The following is a 13,894-nucleotide window of genomic DNA, read 5'->3' on the forward strand; positions in this document are numbered from 1 at the left end:
TCAGCCGGTTCCGAAATCCGTCGGCGGGTCCGCATCGCTGTCACTCAGCTCGACCCGGCTGACAAGTGCGGCATCGGGGCCCTGCCAGAGCCAGGCCTCGAATGCGGCTATTGCCTCCCGATCGCCACAGATCAGGCCGGTTACCGAGCCGTCGGGTTCATTGCGCGCGTGACCGGTCAGGCCCAGCCGCTTAGCCTCCTGCCGGGCGCTGGCACGGAAGAACACGCCCTGTACCCGGCCGGTTACACGGAATTGTCGACAGATGTGCGTGCTCATGGCGATGCCCGTTTATAATGCCGGATGAATACCGCGACCGATTCGAACGCTATGTCGCTCTGGGGTCAATTCCGAAACCTGTCCCGCCGTGTGCGGGCCGCACCGCCGGCGTTGGTCGATGCGCCGCGCCGCACGCAGCTGGATTTCGCCGTGCCCAATCCCTGGGGCGGGGCGCCCCTTTGCCGTGCCAGCGTGGCGGTAACCGCCAGCCGCCATGCCCGGGGCGAAAGCCTGCGGGTGCAGGCGCAGTTCGATGGCTGGTGGCGCCGCGGCAGCGAATCGCAGCCGCGCACGGCTCTGGCGGCCTCGCAGCCGCGCGGATCGGGCCTGGTCGGGTACGGCCGCAAGGCAGCCGGGGCGCTGCTGCGTGAAGGCATCACGCGACTGCCGTTGCCGGCGGGCGAGCGCCGCCTGCGCACCTGGATCGACGTGCGGGCCTCGACCGAACCGCTGGCCAATGGTGCCGCCTCGCTGCTGCCGGAGCGGGTCCGGCAGCTGTGCGGGCCACTGCAGGCGGCCGCGCCGGGCGAACCCCGGGTGGGCGTCTGGATGGATCGGGGCGCCGGGCCCGATGGCGGCAGCGCCCAACTGGCGCTGCTGCAGTTCGACGATCGCGACTTGCCTGTCGGAGCCGTCAGCGGACCGTTTAACTTTTCGGCCAGTGTGGCCACGGTGACCGACCCGGTCCGTCGGGATCCGGGCGACGACCGGACTCCCTGATCACTGTCATGCCGCGCCCCGGCCGCGTGGCCGGTGGTGCCGGCGCGAATTGACTCGGGCGGCGTTTTTGAACAGCATTAGGCCCGCGTCGCGACCGGGCGCAGCATAAATCGGAGAGGGTGAATGAAGAAGATCTGGCGCATCGGCGCCGCTGGCGTTCTTGCGGCCGTCGGGTTCGCGGGGCCGGCTGCGGCGCAGGAGGGGGACCCCGAGGCCGGGCGGATCAAGGCCAGCACTTGCATGGGCTGCCACGGCATCAAGGATTACAGCAACGTCTATCCGACGTTTGCCGTCCCCCGCCTGGGTGGACAGCATGCCGACTACATCGAGTCGGCCCTCAAGGCCTACCGTGATGGTCAGCGGAATCACCCGACCATGAATGCGCAGGCGTCCAGTCTCTCCGATCAGGACATGGCGGACATCGCCGCCTACCTGTCCGAATCGCCCGGCGAATGAACAAGGTGGTAGCGGTGATGCGCAAGTACTTGATGACGTTTTTTGTTGCCGCGACGCTGGCGCCGGCTATTCCCGCCATGGCGGCCGAAGAGGGCGAACCCGCCCCGCCGCACGGCGCCGAATGGGTCAAGGAAAAGGCCCAGGTATGCGCCAGCTGCCACGGCAAGGCGGGGGTGTCGCAGACGCCGATGTACCCCACCATCGCCGGGCAGTACGAGAGCTATCTCGTGCATGCGCTGAAGGCCTACCGTGACGGTGATCGCAACAACGCGATCATGGCCGGGCAGGTACAGGGCATGACCGATGCGCAGCTGAAGGCCCTGGCGCGGTTCTACGCGAAGCAGGAATCGCTGCTGCACATTCCCGAACTCAACCCCTGAGTCCGGCGGCGCATTGCCGCCGGGCGACCGTTCCCAGCGTGGAGTCCTCGCGCATGTATCGCCTGCCGGCATTGCTTGTTGTCATGTTCGTCGCCGCCCCGGTGGCGGCTGACGGTCCCGCCTGGAGTTATCTGGAAACGCAGGCCCTGGTTGGCGGCGAGCTGGAGCCCGATTTCGGGCCCGATGCCGACGCTGATGGCCTGGATATCAATGCGTCGCTGGGGCTGGGCGATAACATCTTCTTCCAGGCCGGATTCGAGGCCGCCGACGTCGAGCTCGGTGCGGCCGATGCCGCCTATGACCGGCTGGCCATCGGGCCCGGGGTGACCGTCGACTTGCCTGTCGGCAATACCGTGATAGCTCCCTGGGCGCGGTTGGACCTGCGGCGCGACAGCGTGGCCGGTCTCACGTTCGATGGCTACGGTGCGGCCGTCGGCCTGCGCTGGTTGCTGGCCGACCGGCTCGAGCTGGCGGTGACCGGAGAAGCTGGCCGGGTAGGTGGTCTCGCCGGCCCCGGCACCGGCGAAGCGCCTCTGGAAGACCGATCGATCGAGGTGGCGGCGCGGCTGGCGCTGACGCCCGAGTGGATGCTCACCGCCGGCTACCGCGCCGGCGAAATCGAGGATGAGGATGCGGTGCTGACCGCCGGCGGTTCGGACATCGAGTATCGTCGCTGGCTGCTGGGCGTGCGCTGGAACTACGGCACCGATCCCCGCGGCCTGATCGCGCGTGGTGGCGACGACGCGCAGCCGGCAGATGCCGACCCGTTCGATTTCGTCGAGTTCGTCTATCTGTTCGGTGACGAGGTCGAGACGCGCCAGGGTGGCACGCAGACACGAGCCGATATCGATCGCGGCCTGCGGGTGCGCGGCTCCGCTGCCCTGGGTGAACTCGCCTTCGTCGAGGCCGGGGTGGATACGCTGCACGTGGACACTGCCGGCCAGGCCGAGGATGCGGCCGGCGACTGGTACAGCGTGGGCCCGGGCCTGCGCGGGGCGTTCGCGCTGGGTGCCGGGGAACTCGATCTGTTCGGTCGCGCCAGTTACGAGCGCGTCACCCTTGGCGCTATCTTCGACGGCCCCGGCGCCACCCTCGGGGCCCGTTACCGCGTGGCCGGTTTCGAGATCGCGCCCGCGGTGAAGGCCTTCGCCACCGATGGCAACGGCGCAGACTTCGATGGCCAGTCCTGGTCGCTCGACCTGCTTTACCGCCTGTCCCCGGCGGTGGCGCTGCTGCTGCACAGCCGCTACACCGATGCCGAAATCGAAGGCGCCGGTGCCACCACCGAGGTGGAACAGACCGTGTTCGGTGCCGGTCTGCGTTTCGGCTTCGGTCACTGACGAGGGGCCCCCGCCCTGCGGTCGCCGCATCCGTCACGGCGGCTCCCGCGTAGACCGGATTACCACATGCCACGGAGCCGGAATGGCTATCGGGCGGGCAATTAGCGGGGCGATGCTGCTGCTGGGGGCAACCGCCTGGGCAGCGCCGCAGACGGATGACGCGATCGACTGGCAGGTTGGGGCAGACGTCGCCTTCGAGCAGGCGCGGGCTCAGAACAAGCCGATGTATCTGTACCTGGAAGCGGTGTGGTGCCACTGGTGCCATGTAATGCAGCGCAACACCCTCGGCGACCCCGCGGTGGCGGAACTGCTCAACGAGCAGGTGGTGGCGGTGCGGGTCAACCACGACGCCATGCCGGATCTGGCCAACCGCTACCGGGCCTGGCGCTGGCCGGCGCAGGTTTGGCTGGCCGCGGACGGCCGTGAACCGGCCAATGACGTGCCCCGGATCGCCGGGGCGCCGGCCCGATGCCGACCAGCGCGAGGCCCTGACCCGGTGCATGTCACGGTGGTTTCGCGGACGGACAGCGCCGAGGCGCGCAGGCTGTTCCGCCGCGCCCTGGAGGTTCCCGGCCGGTATCCCCGGGTGGAATGGTGGAACCGGGACCGTGGCGTGTTGCCCAACCCGGACGTGACCTATCCCGATCTCGAAAAACCCGTCGCGTTCTACTGTGCCGATCAGCACTGTTCGCTGCCGCAGTTCAGCGTGGCCGGGTTCGAATCGCTGTTGGCCGAACGGCTGGGGCGGTAGTAATGTGGTATCCGCAACAGATTGACTCGATGCGGTGCCGCTGTAATGGAAACGGCCGCCCGGCGGTCGTATGGTTTGAAGACGATGTCGATAACGGCACCCCTGTCGGGTGTCGAACCACTCGGGGCAAGGCCCCAATCCATAGGAGGTAACTCATCATGGCGAAGAAGTTTGATAGCAAGCCGTTGGCCATTGCGCTTGGCACCGCATTCGCGGCGTCCTCGTTTGCTGGTGTTGCCAGTGCTGACAGCAATCCCTTCCAGGTGGAAGAACTGAAGGCACCGAGCAGCTACACCCAGCTTGCCGAAGGCAACTGCGGTGAAGGCAACTGCGGCGAGAAGGACGGCGAAGGCAATTGCGGTGAAAAAGACGGTGAAGGCAACTGCGGCGAAGGTAGCTGCGGTGGCGCCAAGGGCTGATTGCCCAAAGGACTGACGTCATGACCACGACCCAGGACTACGTCGTTCATGGCGCCGGTCTGGGTCTGCGGCGGGCCCTGATGGGCCCGCTCGCGGACCAGCCGCCGGCGCAACTGGACTTTCTCGAGGTCGCTCCGGAGAACTGGATCGGCATCGGCGGGGCGCGGGCGAAGAAATTCCGTGCGTTCACGGAGGCTTATCCATTCGTCTCGCACGGGCTGTCGCTGTCGCTGGGCGGTCCGGCACCGCTGGACGAGACCTTCCTGCGCCAGGTGCGGGATTTTCTCGACACCCACGGCGTGCGCTACTACTCCGAGCATCTGTCCTATTGCGGCGACGATGGCACGCTCTATGACCTGCTGCCGATCCCGTTCACCGAGGAGGCCGTGGACTACGTGTCCACCCGCATCGCCCGCGCCCAGGATATTCTGGGACGACGCATCGCGGTGGAGAACGTGTCCTGCTACGCCACCCCGGGCGCACAGATGAGCGAGATCGATTTCGTGTGTGCGGTGCTGGAACGCGCCGACTGCGACCTGCTGCTGGACGTGAACAACATTTACGTCAACAGCGTGAATTTCGGCTATGACCCGATCGAGTTCCTGGATGCCATTCCGGGACACCGGATCGCCTACTGCCACATCGCCGGCCACCATGAAGAGGGGCCGGGCCTGTGTGTGGACACCCACGGGGCCGACGTGATCGACCCGGTGTGGGACCTGCTGGACAAGGCCTATGCCCGGTTCGGCGTGTTCCCGACCCTGCTGGAGCGGGACTTCAATCTGCCGCCGCTGCCCGAGCTGCTCGGGGAAGTCGACCAGATCAAGGTCATCCAGGCGCGGCATCAGCCGCGCGTCGCCGCGGTCGGCACCTGAAGCGACCATGAGCAACGCCGTACTCGGTTCCGATTCGCTGCCGCGCTTCCAGCAGCTGCAGTACGATTTCACCGCCCACATCCGCAATCCGGCTGGCGCGCCGGCCCCGGATGACGTGGCCGCCGAACGCATGGCGGTGTACAAGCGGCTGGTCTACAACAATCTGGAAGGCTATTTCAGCAACGCCTTTCCGGTACTGCGGGCCTATTACGCGGATGCCGACTGGCATGCGTTGGTGCGCGAGTTCTTCGTCAACCATCACTGCCACAAGCCGCAGTTCTTCCAGGCCGCCGAGGAGTTTCTGGCGTTCTTGCAGAACGAACACCAGCCGAGGCCGGTGGATCCCCCGTTCATGCTGGAGCTGGCCCACTACGAGTGGGTCGAGATGATGCTCTACGTGCTGGACGTGGAGCCGGATATGGCCGGGGTGGATCCCAACGGCGATCTACTGGACGGGGCGCCGATGATCTCGCCGCTGGTGTACAACCTGGCCTATCAGTACCCGGTGCACGATATCGATCCCGCCGACCCGCCCACCGAAGCGCCGGCTCAGCCCACCTGCCTGGTGGTCTACCGGGACCGGACCCGCGAGGAGCGGGTGCACTTCCTCAAGATCAACCCGGTGACCGCGCGCCTGCTGCAGCTGATCGAATCTGAGCCCGAGCGATCGGGACGCGAGCACCTGGCCGTCATCGCCGCGGAAATGCAGCATCCGCAGCCCGATGCGGTGATCGAGGGCGGTGCGGCGACCCTGGTTGACCTGCGCCACCGCGACATCCTGCTGGGCTGCCGCCCGGTCGCTGGTTAAAGACTGCCCAAACCGTTCTCGCCGCCGTCCCCACGGTGGCTGGCGCCAGCCTCCCCACGGTTATCCACAGGCTTATCCAGTCGAATTTTTTAGCGAGAGCAGAAAAAGAACTATAACAAAATAATTTTATTGATGTTTTGTATTGCACACTTTTTGTTAGACTCGGCCCAAAGGCCGTGAATTTTTGCGCAAACAGAGAGCATGGATTGCACGCTGAGAGGGACCAGCTACGTGCCCGCTTCGGGCGTGTTTAGTGAGGGAGCCGTACTTACGTCCTATGCCGCAACGCAGACGCTGAAGCACTGAGTTCAGCGCGGAACCCGATGGGCTGATAAAAGGATAAACACGCTGAGGCCCCACGCGGCGCAAGCCACCACCAAATCAGGCAGCGAAGACCGCCGCCGGCAGGACTACGCCGGCTATCGTTGTACTCATCCACTTTAGGAAAAAGCGTCCGTGAATTGCCTGGGTAAAGATTATTCTTGACCATAGTTATCAGTTTCGTAATTTCAGTATCCGCCAGGCGCCATGTAACACCACGATACCAATGATGGTGCCGATAAATAAGTCCGGATAACGCGATCCGGTCCAGGCCACCAGCACTGCGGCGACCATCAGACCAAGATTCGCGATCACATCGTTGGCCGAGAATATCCAACTAGCCTTCATGTGCGAGCCGCCGTGGCGGTGGCGGTAAATCAGAAGTAGGCAGGTTACGTTGGCAGCCAGCGCGGCCGCACCGACCGTGATCATCAACAAGGATTCAGGATTGCTGCCGAATATAAATCGGCGGCCAACCTCAAAGATCACGCCCAAGGCCATTAGCAGTTGTAGGCAGCCGGCCAAGTGCACTGCGCGGTTTTTCAGTTGCATGCGCCGACCCACGGCATATAGGGCTACGCCGTAGACTGAGGCATCGGCGAACATGTCCAGCGAATCGGCGAGCAGGCCGGCGGATTTAGCTAGCCACCCGAGTGCGAATTCGGCGAGGAACATTAAGCCGTTGATGGCTAACAGTAATTTCAGCGTGCTGGACTCCTGCGCATCCGCCTCGCCGCTCTGTTGCATCGCTTGTAGATCGTCGTCGTCCGCATCTCGCGTATGCAGCAGGCGCGCCCCCAGGCCCAAGGGTTCGAGTTTGGGTGCAATTTCGCCCAAGCCCGCGTCGTGCAGCACCTGGATCTGATGCTCGCCCAGATCGAATGCGAGGCCACGTAAGCCGGTCATTCGATCCAGTGCCATTCGGATCATGGCCTCCTCGGAGGGGCAATCCATCTTGGGGACGGAGAATTCGCTGATATATTGCGCAGATCGAACTTGATTCATGACGACTTTGAGTTTGGAGCACCGCAATTAATCGCTGCGTCGCAGGTCTTTCGAATCGACTCGTCCTCCGGTTGCAAGGTGCTATGCGTAATATCGAAGCGTTCCCGCAGCAACATTTGCAACTGTGGCAGGGCCTGTTGCCACTCGGCCATGGCGTCCAGATCGACATGCGCGGCCAGCGCATAAGTTTTGGATGACAAGGTCCAGATGTGCATGTCGTGCACGGCACGCACGCCCGTCACCTCGATCAGTACGCTGGCGACCTCGCTGGCATCGACATCCCGCGGCACCCCCTCCATCAATACGCGCGTGACTTCGCGCAGCAAACGCCCGGCCGAGGCCAGAATCAGCAGGCTGACGAACAGCGACAGCAACGGGTCGACGATCAGCGGTCCGCCCAAATAAATGATTGCACCGGCGGCCAGCGCCGCGACCGAACCGAGCAAATCACCCATCACGTGCAACAGCGCACCGCGCACGTTCATGGTCTGCTCGCCGCGCATCAGCACCCAGGCCACGGTGATGTTCACCAGCAGACCGAGGCCGCCGATCAGCAATACCGCGCCGCCGATCACTTCGGGCGGATCGGCCATGCGGCGGATGGCCTCGTAGACGATATACGCGACTACCGCGAACATGAAGATGACGTTGAACAAGGCCCCGAGCACCTCGGCCCGCTGCAAGCCGAAGGAGTGCTTGCGCGAGGCCGGCTTGGTCGCCAGCCAGGCGGCGAAAGCGCCCACGCCCAGGGACAGGGAGTCCGTGAGCATGTGTCCGGCGTCGGAGAGCAGCGCCAGGGAGCCCGACCACAGGCCGCCCACCAGTTCGACAATGGCGAAGCCGGTGGTGAATACCAGTGCGAACGCCAGCGTCTTGCCGCTGCCGTGGCTATGATTGTGCTCAGACATGTTTAACTCCTTGGCACGGTACCCGAACAAATGATCCCAGCGCCGAAATAGACTTCTCGGGCCTCGACCTCAACGAAGTGCCGCGCGATGGCGTCGGCGGGCCGGCGATCCACGATATCCGGGGTGACTCCGGCCGGCCGGTTAAGCCATGCGGCGAATCGCGCCAGCCAGGTCGGCCAGCGTTCGGGCCATTGCAGCTCGAAGTTGGCGATGCGCGCGCCGGCGGGCAGCTCCAATGCCGCCCGGGCCAGGATGTCGTCGTAGTCCGGCACGGTCGCCAGCGCGAGGGTGGCCAGCAGGCCCTGCGCATCTGCCGGATACCGGTATGCGGACATGTCCGCTTCCACCAATTCCACGTTTGTCCAGCCGGCCTTGCGTGCGCGGTGCTCGGCCCGTTCCAGCATCTCGGGTGTGAGATCGACACCGATGATGCGGCCGGAGTCGCCCACTGCCGCATGCAGGTACGGTAAATTCAGGCCGGTGCCGCAGCCCAGATCGACCACGGTGTCGCCCGGCTGCAAGCGCAACGCCTCGACCGCCGCCTGCCGGTAGGCGGAGATGCGCAGGCCGACGGCCCGATACAGCCACATGCCGGGGTCGTAGATGCTTGCCAGCTTGCTGTACTGCTCGCGGAATTCGGCTTTGCTCCAGGCCATGACTACTCTTCGTCCAGGTGATCTGTCATATCGCGCAGCATGCGGCGCACGTGCTCATCGGCCGCCTGGTAGAACACCTGCCGGCCCCGTTTCTCCGCGCGCATCAACCGCGCTGCTTTCAGTAACCGCAGGTGGTGGCTGACCAGCGACGATGAAATTCCCAGTTGCTCGGCCAAGTCATGCACGCTGACCGGTTCATCGAGGCAGCTGCATACCAGCCGCAGACGGTTGGGCTCGCCGAGCAGGTGGAACACCTCAGCGAGTTCGGTGGCTTGATCGGGTTCCAGATGAATGCCGGGCATGACTCAATAAATATATGAAGATATGTTCACATATGAACCATCATCCCCAGGCGGGTCAACCGCAAGACCACGGCTTCGCGTCAAAGCAATGGATGGACTCAAGCCCTAAATCCGATTGACAGTCGGTTTTCGCATGAGCACACTGCGAGCCGCAATGTAAATCGGTAACGTGATGCGCAGCAAAGAAATTCATCTGCCTTTGGGCGAGTTGGAACTTGAGGTCATGGAATGCCTCTGGGACGCGGGTCCGGCCGAAGTGAAGGCCGTTTACGAGGTGGTGGGTAAAGACAGCCGGCGGAGTTTGAATACCGTTCAGTCCACGCTAGAGCGACTCTACCGCAAACAATTGCTCAGCCGCGAAAAACGCAGCCGTGCCTATATCTACAGCCCAATCGTCGGGCGCGAAGCGCTACTGGTGCAGACCATGGGACAGATCGCGGACACGTTGGGCGCCCGCGATAGCGGTGCATTGATGGCTTCTTTTGTGGAGTTGGCCGAACGCGATGACCCGGCCAATCTGGAGCGCCTGCAACAGCTGATAGACGCTCAGCGTCGCCAGCGTGACTCGGAGGCTGGCCAGGATGAATGATCTGGCGATACCGGGCAGCGTCGAGAGCATCGCGATCTATGCGGCGCTTGCTTGCGCCGGCATAGCTATCGGGGCTGTGCTGGCTGCGTTGCTTTATTTCGGCAGCCGGCGTTGGATTGGTGCCTGCCCGCCCGCGGCGCGGCAGCGCTGGTTGACCGCGTTACTGCTTTGTCCCGTCATTGCCACGCTGGCACTGATGCTATCCATGTCAGCGCCTATTTCGCTGTTTTCGGGTAACGAGCTGCTGGCCCATTGCAGCGCCCACCCCGAGACCCACGGCGCGCTATGTCAGTGGCACGCACCGCAGATTGCGTTACCAGCCTGGTTGACGTTGACAGTTTTGCTGTTGCTCGGTTCAGTGCTGCTCGCCGGCAGCTACAAGATCGCTCGCCTGATTGCTGCGCAGCACCGATTGCGCTTGATGCAGCACTTGGCCGACGGGCAGGCCGACGGCCGTTATTTTCTCCTGCCCATAAACGAGCCGTTGGCTTTTGCGGCAGGTCTATTCCGCGGGCACACGTACATCAGCAAGGGACTCAAACAGCAACTGGACGAATCCAGTCTGGCTATCGTCCTGGCCCATGAAGAAGTCCATGTGCGGCGTCACGATATGCTAGCCACGGCGCTGATCAACAGCCTGTCCAGGTTGCATGTTCCAATGATCGGCGGCGCCCTCCGGCGGGCCTGGCAGCTTGCGGCGGAACAGCGCTGCGACGCGTCCGTCGCGCGGCAGATCGGAGACGGGCTGGCCGTAGCGGACTGCCTGATTCGAGTCGCGCGCCTGCAAAAAGAGCACCAGCGTCGTTTGATGATCCCCGCCTGTCATCTGGTGGTCGGTCAACTGGATGCGCGGGTGCGTGCCTTGCTCAACCCGCCCGCCGGTTCAGGTCCCGCGCCGGCGCTTTCCCTGATGGGTGTATTCGGCGTTGCTTTGGGCGCGTTGGCCTTGGCCGGCCCGGCCGTACATCACTGGATGGAGCATCTGCTCCCCGCCACCGGTTTATGATTTTTACCAGACCCATTCACGTCAGCGCACAGCGGCTGGCGATAGCCGCTTTCGCGCTGAGTATGGCGACGCCGGTCGCCGCGGCCGGGACGCTGAGCCTCGAACAAGCCGAAAAACGCGCGCTGGAACGCGACAACGTTACCCGGTTGCTCGACAGCCGCCGGCAGCAAGCCGAGGGCGAGCTGACCACCGCAGGGCTCTGGTCCAACCCAACGATCGAGCTGTCCCAGGAAAGCACTGATCTGGCCGAAACCACCTCGCGCGAGCGTTTTTACTGGCTATATCAGGAATTCGACGTTTCAGGCGAACGGGGCCTGCGGCGCGAGGCGGCCCAGGCCCGGCTGGAGGCCACCGGTTTTGCCGCCGGCGCCACCCGCATGGACATCCGCACCCGCGTGCGGCGGCTATTCTTCGACAGCCTGTACCGCCAGCGGCAAGTTGAGGCCGTCGCTGCCCGCCGCGAGCGCCTGGCCGAGCTGGTCGACCGGGTTCGCCGGCAGAAACAAGCCGGACAGGCGGCACAATACGACGTTGTCCGGCTGGAACGCGCCGCCGACGCGCTCGGCGCGCGCGCGGCCAGGCTGAAGGCCGAGCGTGAGCGCTCGCTGGCCCGCCTGACCGCGTTGCTTGGAGACCCGTCGAACGATGTACCGCCCCAACGGCTGGCGGGCGAACTGGCACCGGCTCCGCCAGCGGCGCTGGATAGCCTGCTCGACGCCATCGACGCTCTGCCCCGGTTACAGCAACTGCAAGCCCAGGCCCGCGCCAGTGCGTTAACGGCCCAGGCCGAGGGGCGCGCCGCTATTCCGGACGTCACCCTCGGCGTGGGCTACAAGGAACAAGAAGAATTCGGCCGCAGCTTCGACGGTAACCTCATCGGGCTGAGCATGCGCATCCCGCTGTTCGATCGCAATCAGGGCAAACGCGCCAGTGCCAAGGCCGCGGCCCAAGCCAGCGAGGCCGAGTATCGCCTGGCCCTGGCCGAACTGCGCGGCGACATTCGCGGCCGCTGGCTGCAACTGCGGGCGCTGCTCGAAAGCACCGAGGCCTACCGGCTAAGCAACGCCGCCTCGACCCGAAAACTGCTGCGCGCCGCCGAATCCGGCTACCGCGGCGCCGAGGTCGGCGTGCTGGAAGTGGTCGACGCCTACGAAAGCGCCCTGGAGGCCGAGCTACGCGTGCTGAAACTGCAAAAGCAGGCGCGCGATGCCCATATCGATTTACAAGCACTCACCCACGGAGTACCGCAACCATGAAACATGCTCACAAGCTAGTACCGATCGCCCTGGCTACTGCCCTGTTGGCGTTATCCGCCTGCGGCAGCGATACCCACAGCGCGCAGGGCGAAGATCTCGGCCACGACCATGCGGAAGGCTCCTCGCACGAGCCCCACGGCGAGCAGCAGACCGCGCCCGAAACCAAGGCCTACTACGGCGACGAAGAAAGCCCCGCTTCCGCCCAGCAAGACAAAGACCCGTCCGCCGACACGGCTGCCGAAACCCCGAGCGACCACGCGCACGACGACGACCATGGCCACAGCCATTAAGCCCGCGCTCCTCAGTCTGGCGCTGCTGCTAGGCCTTTCGGCTTGCGGCTGGGCGCCGCAGGACGGCGGCGAGCACGCCGAGCATCGCGATCATGATGGCGAGCGACCCACGCGTGTGTTCACCCACTACACCGAGCAAAGCGAATTATTCGTGGAGTTTCCGGTGCTGGTTGCCGGACAGGATTCGCGCTTTGCCGCGCATGTGACCCGGCTGGCCGATTACAGCCCCGTGCGCGAAGGCACACTGAGCGTGCTATTGACCCAGAACGGCAAAACCCGCGCCCGCTTCGTGGTGGAGGCCCCGGCGCGGCCGGGCATATTCACGCCGGCCGTGCGCCCGCGCGAGCCCGGTATTTACCGGCTGAGTCTGCGGGTGGCCGCACCCGGCCTGGAGACCACACACGAACTCGGTGAAGTCACGGTCTATGCCGACGCCCATGCCGCGCAGCCATCCCCGGAAGAAGCCGGCGGCGAAATCAGCTATTTGAAAGAACAGCAATGGCAGGGGACGTTCGGTACCGAGGGGGTCGCCCAACGCCGGCTACGCGCCTCGGTCTACGCCACCGCCGAGCTGCGTCCGCCGGGCGATCGCAGCGCGCGAGTGCGCGCCCCGGCGGAAGGCCTGTTCGCGGCCTTCGGCGAGCAGTTCCCGGTAGTCGGTACCGAGGTCGAAAAAGGCCAGCGCCTGGGCACCCTGCGCGCCCGCCTGGCCGGCGGCGTGGACTTGTCTAGTCTGCGGCTGGCAGTGGAGCGCGCCCGGGCCGAATACCGCCTGGCCCGCGAAAACCTTGAACGCCTGCGCGGTTTGCTGGACGACGGCGCGGTAGCTGCCTACCGCGTGCGCGAGGCGGAAAATGCCGCGGCCGTGGCCCACGCCGAACACGACGCCGCGCGAGCGCGCCTGCACCAGTACCAGGGCGGCGCCGAGGATGCCGGCGTGCCCGTCATCGCGCCGATCGCCGGACGCATCGTCGCGGTTGCGGTGGCGCCGGGCGAATTCGTCTCTCCCGACCAGGTGCTGATGCAAATCGCCGGCGGCGACCAGCGCTGGCTGGAGGCGCGCGTCCCGGAGGCTGACGCCGACCGGCTGCGCCAGCCCACCGGGGCGTGGTTCGAACTGGGCGGCCAGCGCCGGGTACTGCGCGTGGGTGATAACGCCCGGCTGATTACCGCGGGCGGGGTGATCGACCCGGTCAGCCGCACCGTACCGGTGATCTTCGAGTTCACCGAAACCGATACCACCCCGCTGCTCAACCAGGGCCTGGACGCGCGCGTCTACACCGGCGAGACGGTCGAGGCACTGGCGGTGCCGCGCTCGGCGGTGATCGACGACGGCGGCCAGCCAGTGGTGTTCGTGCAGACCGGCGGCGAAACCTTCACCCGGCGCGCGGTGCGGCTTGGCCTGCGGGGCGCCGAATATGTAGCCGTGGAGAGCGGCTTGCAGGCCGGCGAACGCGTCGTGACCACGGGCGCCTACGACCTGCGTTTGGCCGCGGCCTCGCCGGCCGAGGCCGGTCACGGCCATGCGCATTAACG

General features: G+C 65.2%; 18 protein-coding genes. 13 read left to right on the forward strand and 5 right to left on the reverse strand.

The features are described 5' to 3' along the window. Positions 1-276, reverse strand: coding sequence for an acylphosphatase (locus RM532_RS12300; RefSeq protein ID WP_311653631.1), 276 nt, complete (start codon positions 274-276; stop codon positions 1-3). A gap of 51 nt (positions 277-327) precedes the next feature. Between RM532_RS12300 and RM532_RS12305 the strand changes: the two genes are divergently transcribed. The 8 genes from RM532_RS12305 (at position 328) to RM532_RS12340 (ending at position 6,025) form a co-directional block, all read left to right on the forward strand. Next, positions 328-996 (forward strand): hypothetical protein, encoded by a 669-nt coding sequence (locus tag RM532_RS12305; protein ID WP_311653632.1) that lies wholly within the window; start codon positions 328-330, stop codon positions 994-996. A gap of 123 nt (positions 997-1,119) precedes the next feature. Next, positions 1,120-1,452, forward strand: coding sequence for a c-type cytochrome (locus RM532_RS12310; protein ID WP_311653633.1), 333 nt, complete (start codon positions 1,120-1,122; stop codon positions 1,450-1,452). Continuing rightward, a complete protein-coding gene (locus RM532_RS12315; RefSeq protein ID WP_311653634.1) occupies positions 1,449-1,832 on the forward strand; it encodes a c-type cytochrome in 384 nt (127 codons plus the stop codon). Before RM532_RS12310 ends, RM532_RS12315 begins: the two co-directional genes overlap by 4 nt. A gap of 53 nt (positions 1,833-1,885) precedes the next feature. Then, positions 1,886-3,172 carry a TonB-dependent receptor gene (locus RM532_RS12320; RefSeq protein WP_311653635.1) on the forward strand — a complete coding sequence of 429 codons (1,287 nt, stop codon included), beginning with the start codon at positions 1,886-1,888 and terminating at the stop codon, positions 3,170-3,172. A gap of 82 nt (positions 3,173-3,254) precedes the next feature. Next, a complete protein-coding gene (locus RM532_RS12325) occupies positions 3,255-3,923 on the forward strand; it encodes a DUF255 domain-containing protein (protein ID WP_311653636.1) in 669 nt (222 codons plus the stop codon). Between the two features lie 158 nt (positions 3,924-4,081). Next, positions 4,082-4,342 (forward strand): hypothetical protein, encoded by a 261-nt coding sequence (locus RM532_RS12330; protein ID WP_311653637.1) that lies wholly within the window; start codon positions 4,082-4,084, stop codon positions 4,340-4,342. 20 nt (positions 4,343-4,362) lie between these two features. Further along, on the forward strand, positions 4,363-5,217 hold the full coding sequence (locus RM532_RS12335; RefSeq protein ID WP_311653638.1) for an HvfB family MNIO-type RiPP peptide maturase: 855 nt from the start codon (positions 4,363-4,365) through the stop codon (positions 5,215-5,217). A gap of 7 nt (positions 5,218-5,224) precedes the next feature. Further along, positions 5,225-6,025, forward strand: coding sequence for an HvfC family RiPP maturation protein (locus RM532_RS12340; RefSeq protein WP_311653639.1), 801 nt, complete (start codon positions 5,225-5,227; stop codon positions 6,023-6,025). 495 nt (positions 6,026-6,520) lie between these two features. Here RM532_RS12340 and RM532_RS12345 read toward each other — a convergent pair whose 3' ends face one another. From RM532_RS12345 to RM532_RS12360, 4 genes are read right to left on the reverse strand one after another with little or no spacing between them, the layout of a single operon-like run. Next, entirely contained in the window at positions 6,521-7,351 is an 831-nt protein-coding gene (locus RM532_RS12345) for a cation efflux transmembrane domain-containing protein (RefSeq protein WP_311653640.1), read from the reverse strand. Beyond that, entirely contained in the window at positions 7,348-8,259 is a 912-nt protein-coding gene (locus RM532_RS12350) for a cation diffusion facilitator family transporter (protein WP_311653641.1), read from the reverse strand. Before RM532_RS12350 ends, RM532_RS12345 begins: the two co-directional genes overlap by 4 nt. Positions 8,260-8,261: 2 nt before the next feature. Further along, entirely contained in the window at positions 8,262-8,915 is a 654-nt protein-coding gene (locus tag RM532_RS12355; protein WP_311653642.1) for a class I SAM-dependent methyltransferase, read from the reverse strand. A 2-nt stretch (positions 8,916-8,917) separates the two neighbouring features. Continuing rightward, complete coding sequence (locus tag RM532_RS12360) at positions 8,918-9,217, reverse strand: ArsR/SmtB family transcription factor (RefSeq protein WP_311653643.1); 300 nt, start codon at positions 9,215-9,217, stop codon at positions 8,918-8,920. A 172-nt stretch (positions 9,218-9,389) separates the two neighbouring features. Here RM532_RS12360 and RM532_RS12365 point away from each other — a divergent pair, with 172 nt between their 5' ends. Genes RM532_RS12365 through RM532_RS12385 form a run of 5 tightly spaced genes read left to right on the forward strand, consistent with a single transcriptional unit; the run spans position 9,390 to position 13,892 of the window. After that, positions 9,390-9,806: a BlaI/MecI/CopY family transcriptional regulator gene (locus tag RM532_RS12365; RefSeq protein ID WP_311653644.1), complete on the forward strand. Its 417-nt coding sequence runs from the start codon at positions 9,390-9,392 to the stop codon at positions 9,804-9,806. Beyond that, positions 9,799-10,812 (forward strand): M56 family metallopeptidase, encoded by a 1,014-nt coding sequence (locus RM532_RS12370; protein WP_311653645.1) that lies wholly within the window; start codon positions 9,799-9,801, stop codon positions 10,810-10,812. Before RM532_RS12365 ends, RM532_RS12370 begins: the two co-directional genes overlap by 8 nt. After that, positions 10,809-12,068, forward strand: coding sequence for a TolC family protein (locus RM532_RS12375; protein WP_311653646.1), 1,260 nt, complete (start codon positions 10,809-10,811; stop codon positions 12,066-12,068). The genes RM532_RS12370 and RM532_RS12375 overlap by 4 nt, the downstream gene beginning before the upstream one ends. Continuing rightward, positions 12,065-12,358: a hypothetical protein gene (locus RM532_RS12380; protein WP_311653647.1), complete on the forward strand. Its 294-nt coding sequence runs from the start codon at positions 12,065-12,067 to the stop codon at positions 12,356-12,358. The genes RM532_RS12375 and RM532_RS12380 overlap by 4 nt, the downstream gene beginning before the upstream one ends. Further along, positions 12,342-13,892, forward strand: coding sequence for an efflux RND transporter periplasmic adaptor subunit (locus RM532_RS12385; RefSeq protein ID WP_311653648.1), 1,551 nt, complete (start codon positions 12,342-12,344; stop codon positions 13,890-13,892). Before RM532_RS12380 ends, RM532_RS12385 begins: the two co-directional genes overlap by 17 nt. Positions 13,893-13,894: the final 2 nt, after the last annotated feature.

The sequence above is a fragment of the Spectribacter hydrogenoxidans genome (assembly GCF_031846275.1).
Classification (GTDB): domain Bacteria; phylum Pseudomonadota; class Gammaproteobacteria; order Nevskiales; family Salinisphaeraceae; genus Spectribacter; species Spectribacter hydrogenoxidans.

Coding starts and splice junctions, on each gene's coding strand:
- RM532_RS12300 (WP_311653631.1), bottom strand. CDS start 276: ATGAGCACGCACATCTGTCGACAATTCCGTGTAACCGGCCGGGTACAG.
- RM532_RS12305 (WP_311653632.1), top strand. CDS start 328: ATGTCGCTCTGGGGTCAATTCCGAAACCTGTCCCGCCGTGTGCGGGCC.
- RM532_RS12310 (WP_311653633.1), top strand. CDS start 1,120: ATGAAGAAGATCTGGCGCATCGGCGCCGCTGGCGTTCTTGCGGCCGTC.
- RM532_RS12315 (WP_311653634.1), top strand. CDS start 1,449: ATGAACAAGGTGGTAGCGGTGATGCGCAAGTACTTGATGACGTTTTTT.
- RM532_RS12320 (WP_311653635.1), top strand. CDS start 1,886: ATGTATCGCCTGCCGGCATTGCTTGTTGTCATGTTCGTCGCCGCCCCG.
- RM532_RS12325 (WP_311653636.1), top strand. CDS start 3,255: ATGGCTATCGGGCGGGCAATTAGCGGGGCGATGCTGCTGCTGGGGGCA.
- RM532_RS12330 (WP_311653637.1), top strand. CDS start 4,082: ATGGCGAAGAAGTTTGATAGCAAGCCGTTGGCCATTGCGCTTGGCACC.
- RM532_RS12335 (WP_311653638.1), top strand. CDS start 4,363: ATGACCACGACCCAGGACTACGTCGTTCATGGCGCCGGTCTGGGTCTG.
- RM532_RS12340 (WP_311653639.1), top strand. CDS start 5,225: ATGAGCAACGCCGTACTCGGTTCCGATTCGCTGCCGCGCTTCCAGCAG.
- RM532_RS12345 (WP_311653640.1), bottom strand. CDS start 7,351: ATGAATCAAGTTCGATCTGCGCAATATATCAGCGAATTCTCCGTCCCC.
- RM532_RS12350 (WP_311653641.1), bottom strand. CDS start 8,259: ATGTCTGAGCACAATCATAGCCACGGCAGCGGCAAGACGCTGGCGTTC.
- RM532_RS12355 (WP_311653642.1), bottom strand. CDS start 8,915: ATGGCCTGGAGCAAAGCCGAATTCCGCGAGCAGTACAGCAAGCTGGCA.
- RM532_RS12360 (WP_311653643.1), bottom strand. CDS start 9,217: ATGCCCGGCATTCATCTGGAACCCGATCAAGCCACCGAACTCGCTGAG.
- RM532_RS12365 (WP_311653644.1), top strand. CDS start 9,390: ATGCGCAGCAAAGAAATTCATCTGCCTTTGGGCGAGTTGGAACTTGAG.
- RM532_RS12370 (WP_311653645.1), top strand. CDS start 9,799: ATGAATGATCTGGCGATACCGGGCAGCGTCGAGAGCATCGCGATCTAT.
- RM532_RS12375 (WP_311653646.1), top strand. CDS start 10,809: ATGATTTTTACCAGACCCATTCACGTCAGCGCACAGCGGCTGGCGATA.
- RM532_RS12380 (WP_311653647.1), top strand. CDS start 12,065: ATGAAACATGCTCACAAGCTAGTACCGATCGCCCTGGCTACTGCCCTG.
- RM532_RS12385 (WP_311653648.1), top strand. CDS start 12,342: ATGGCCACAGCCATTAAGCCCGCGCTCCTCAGTCTGGCGCTGCTGCTA.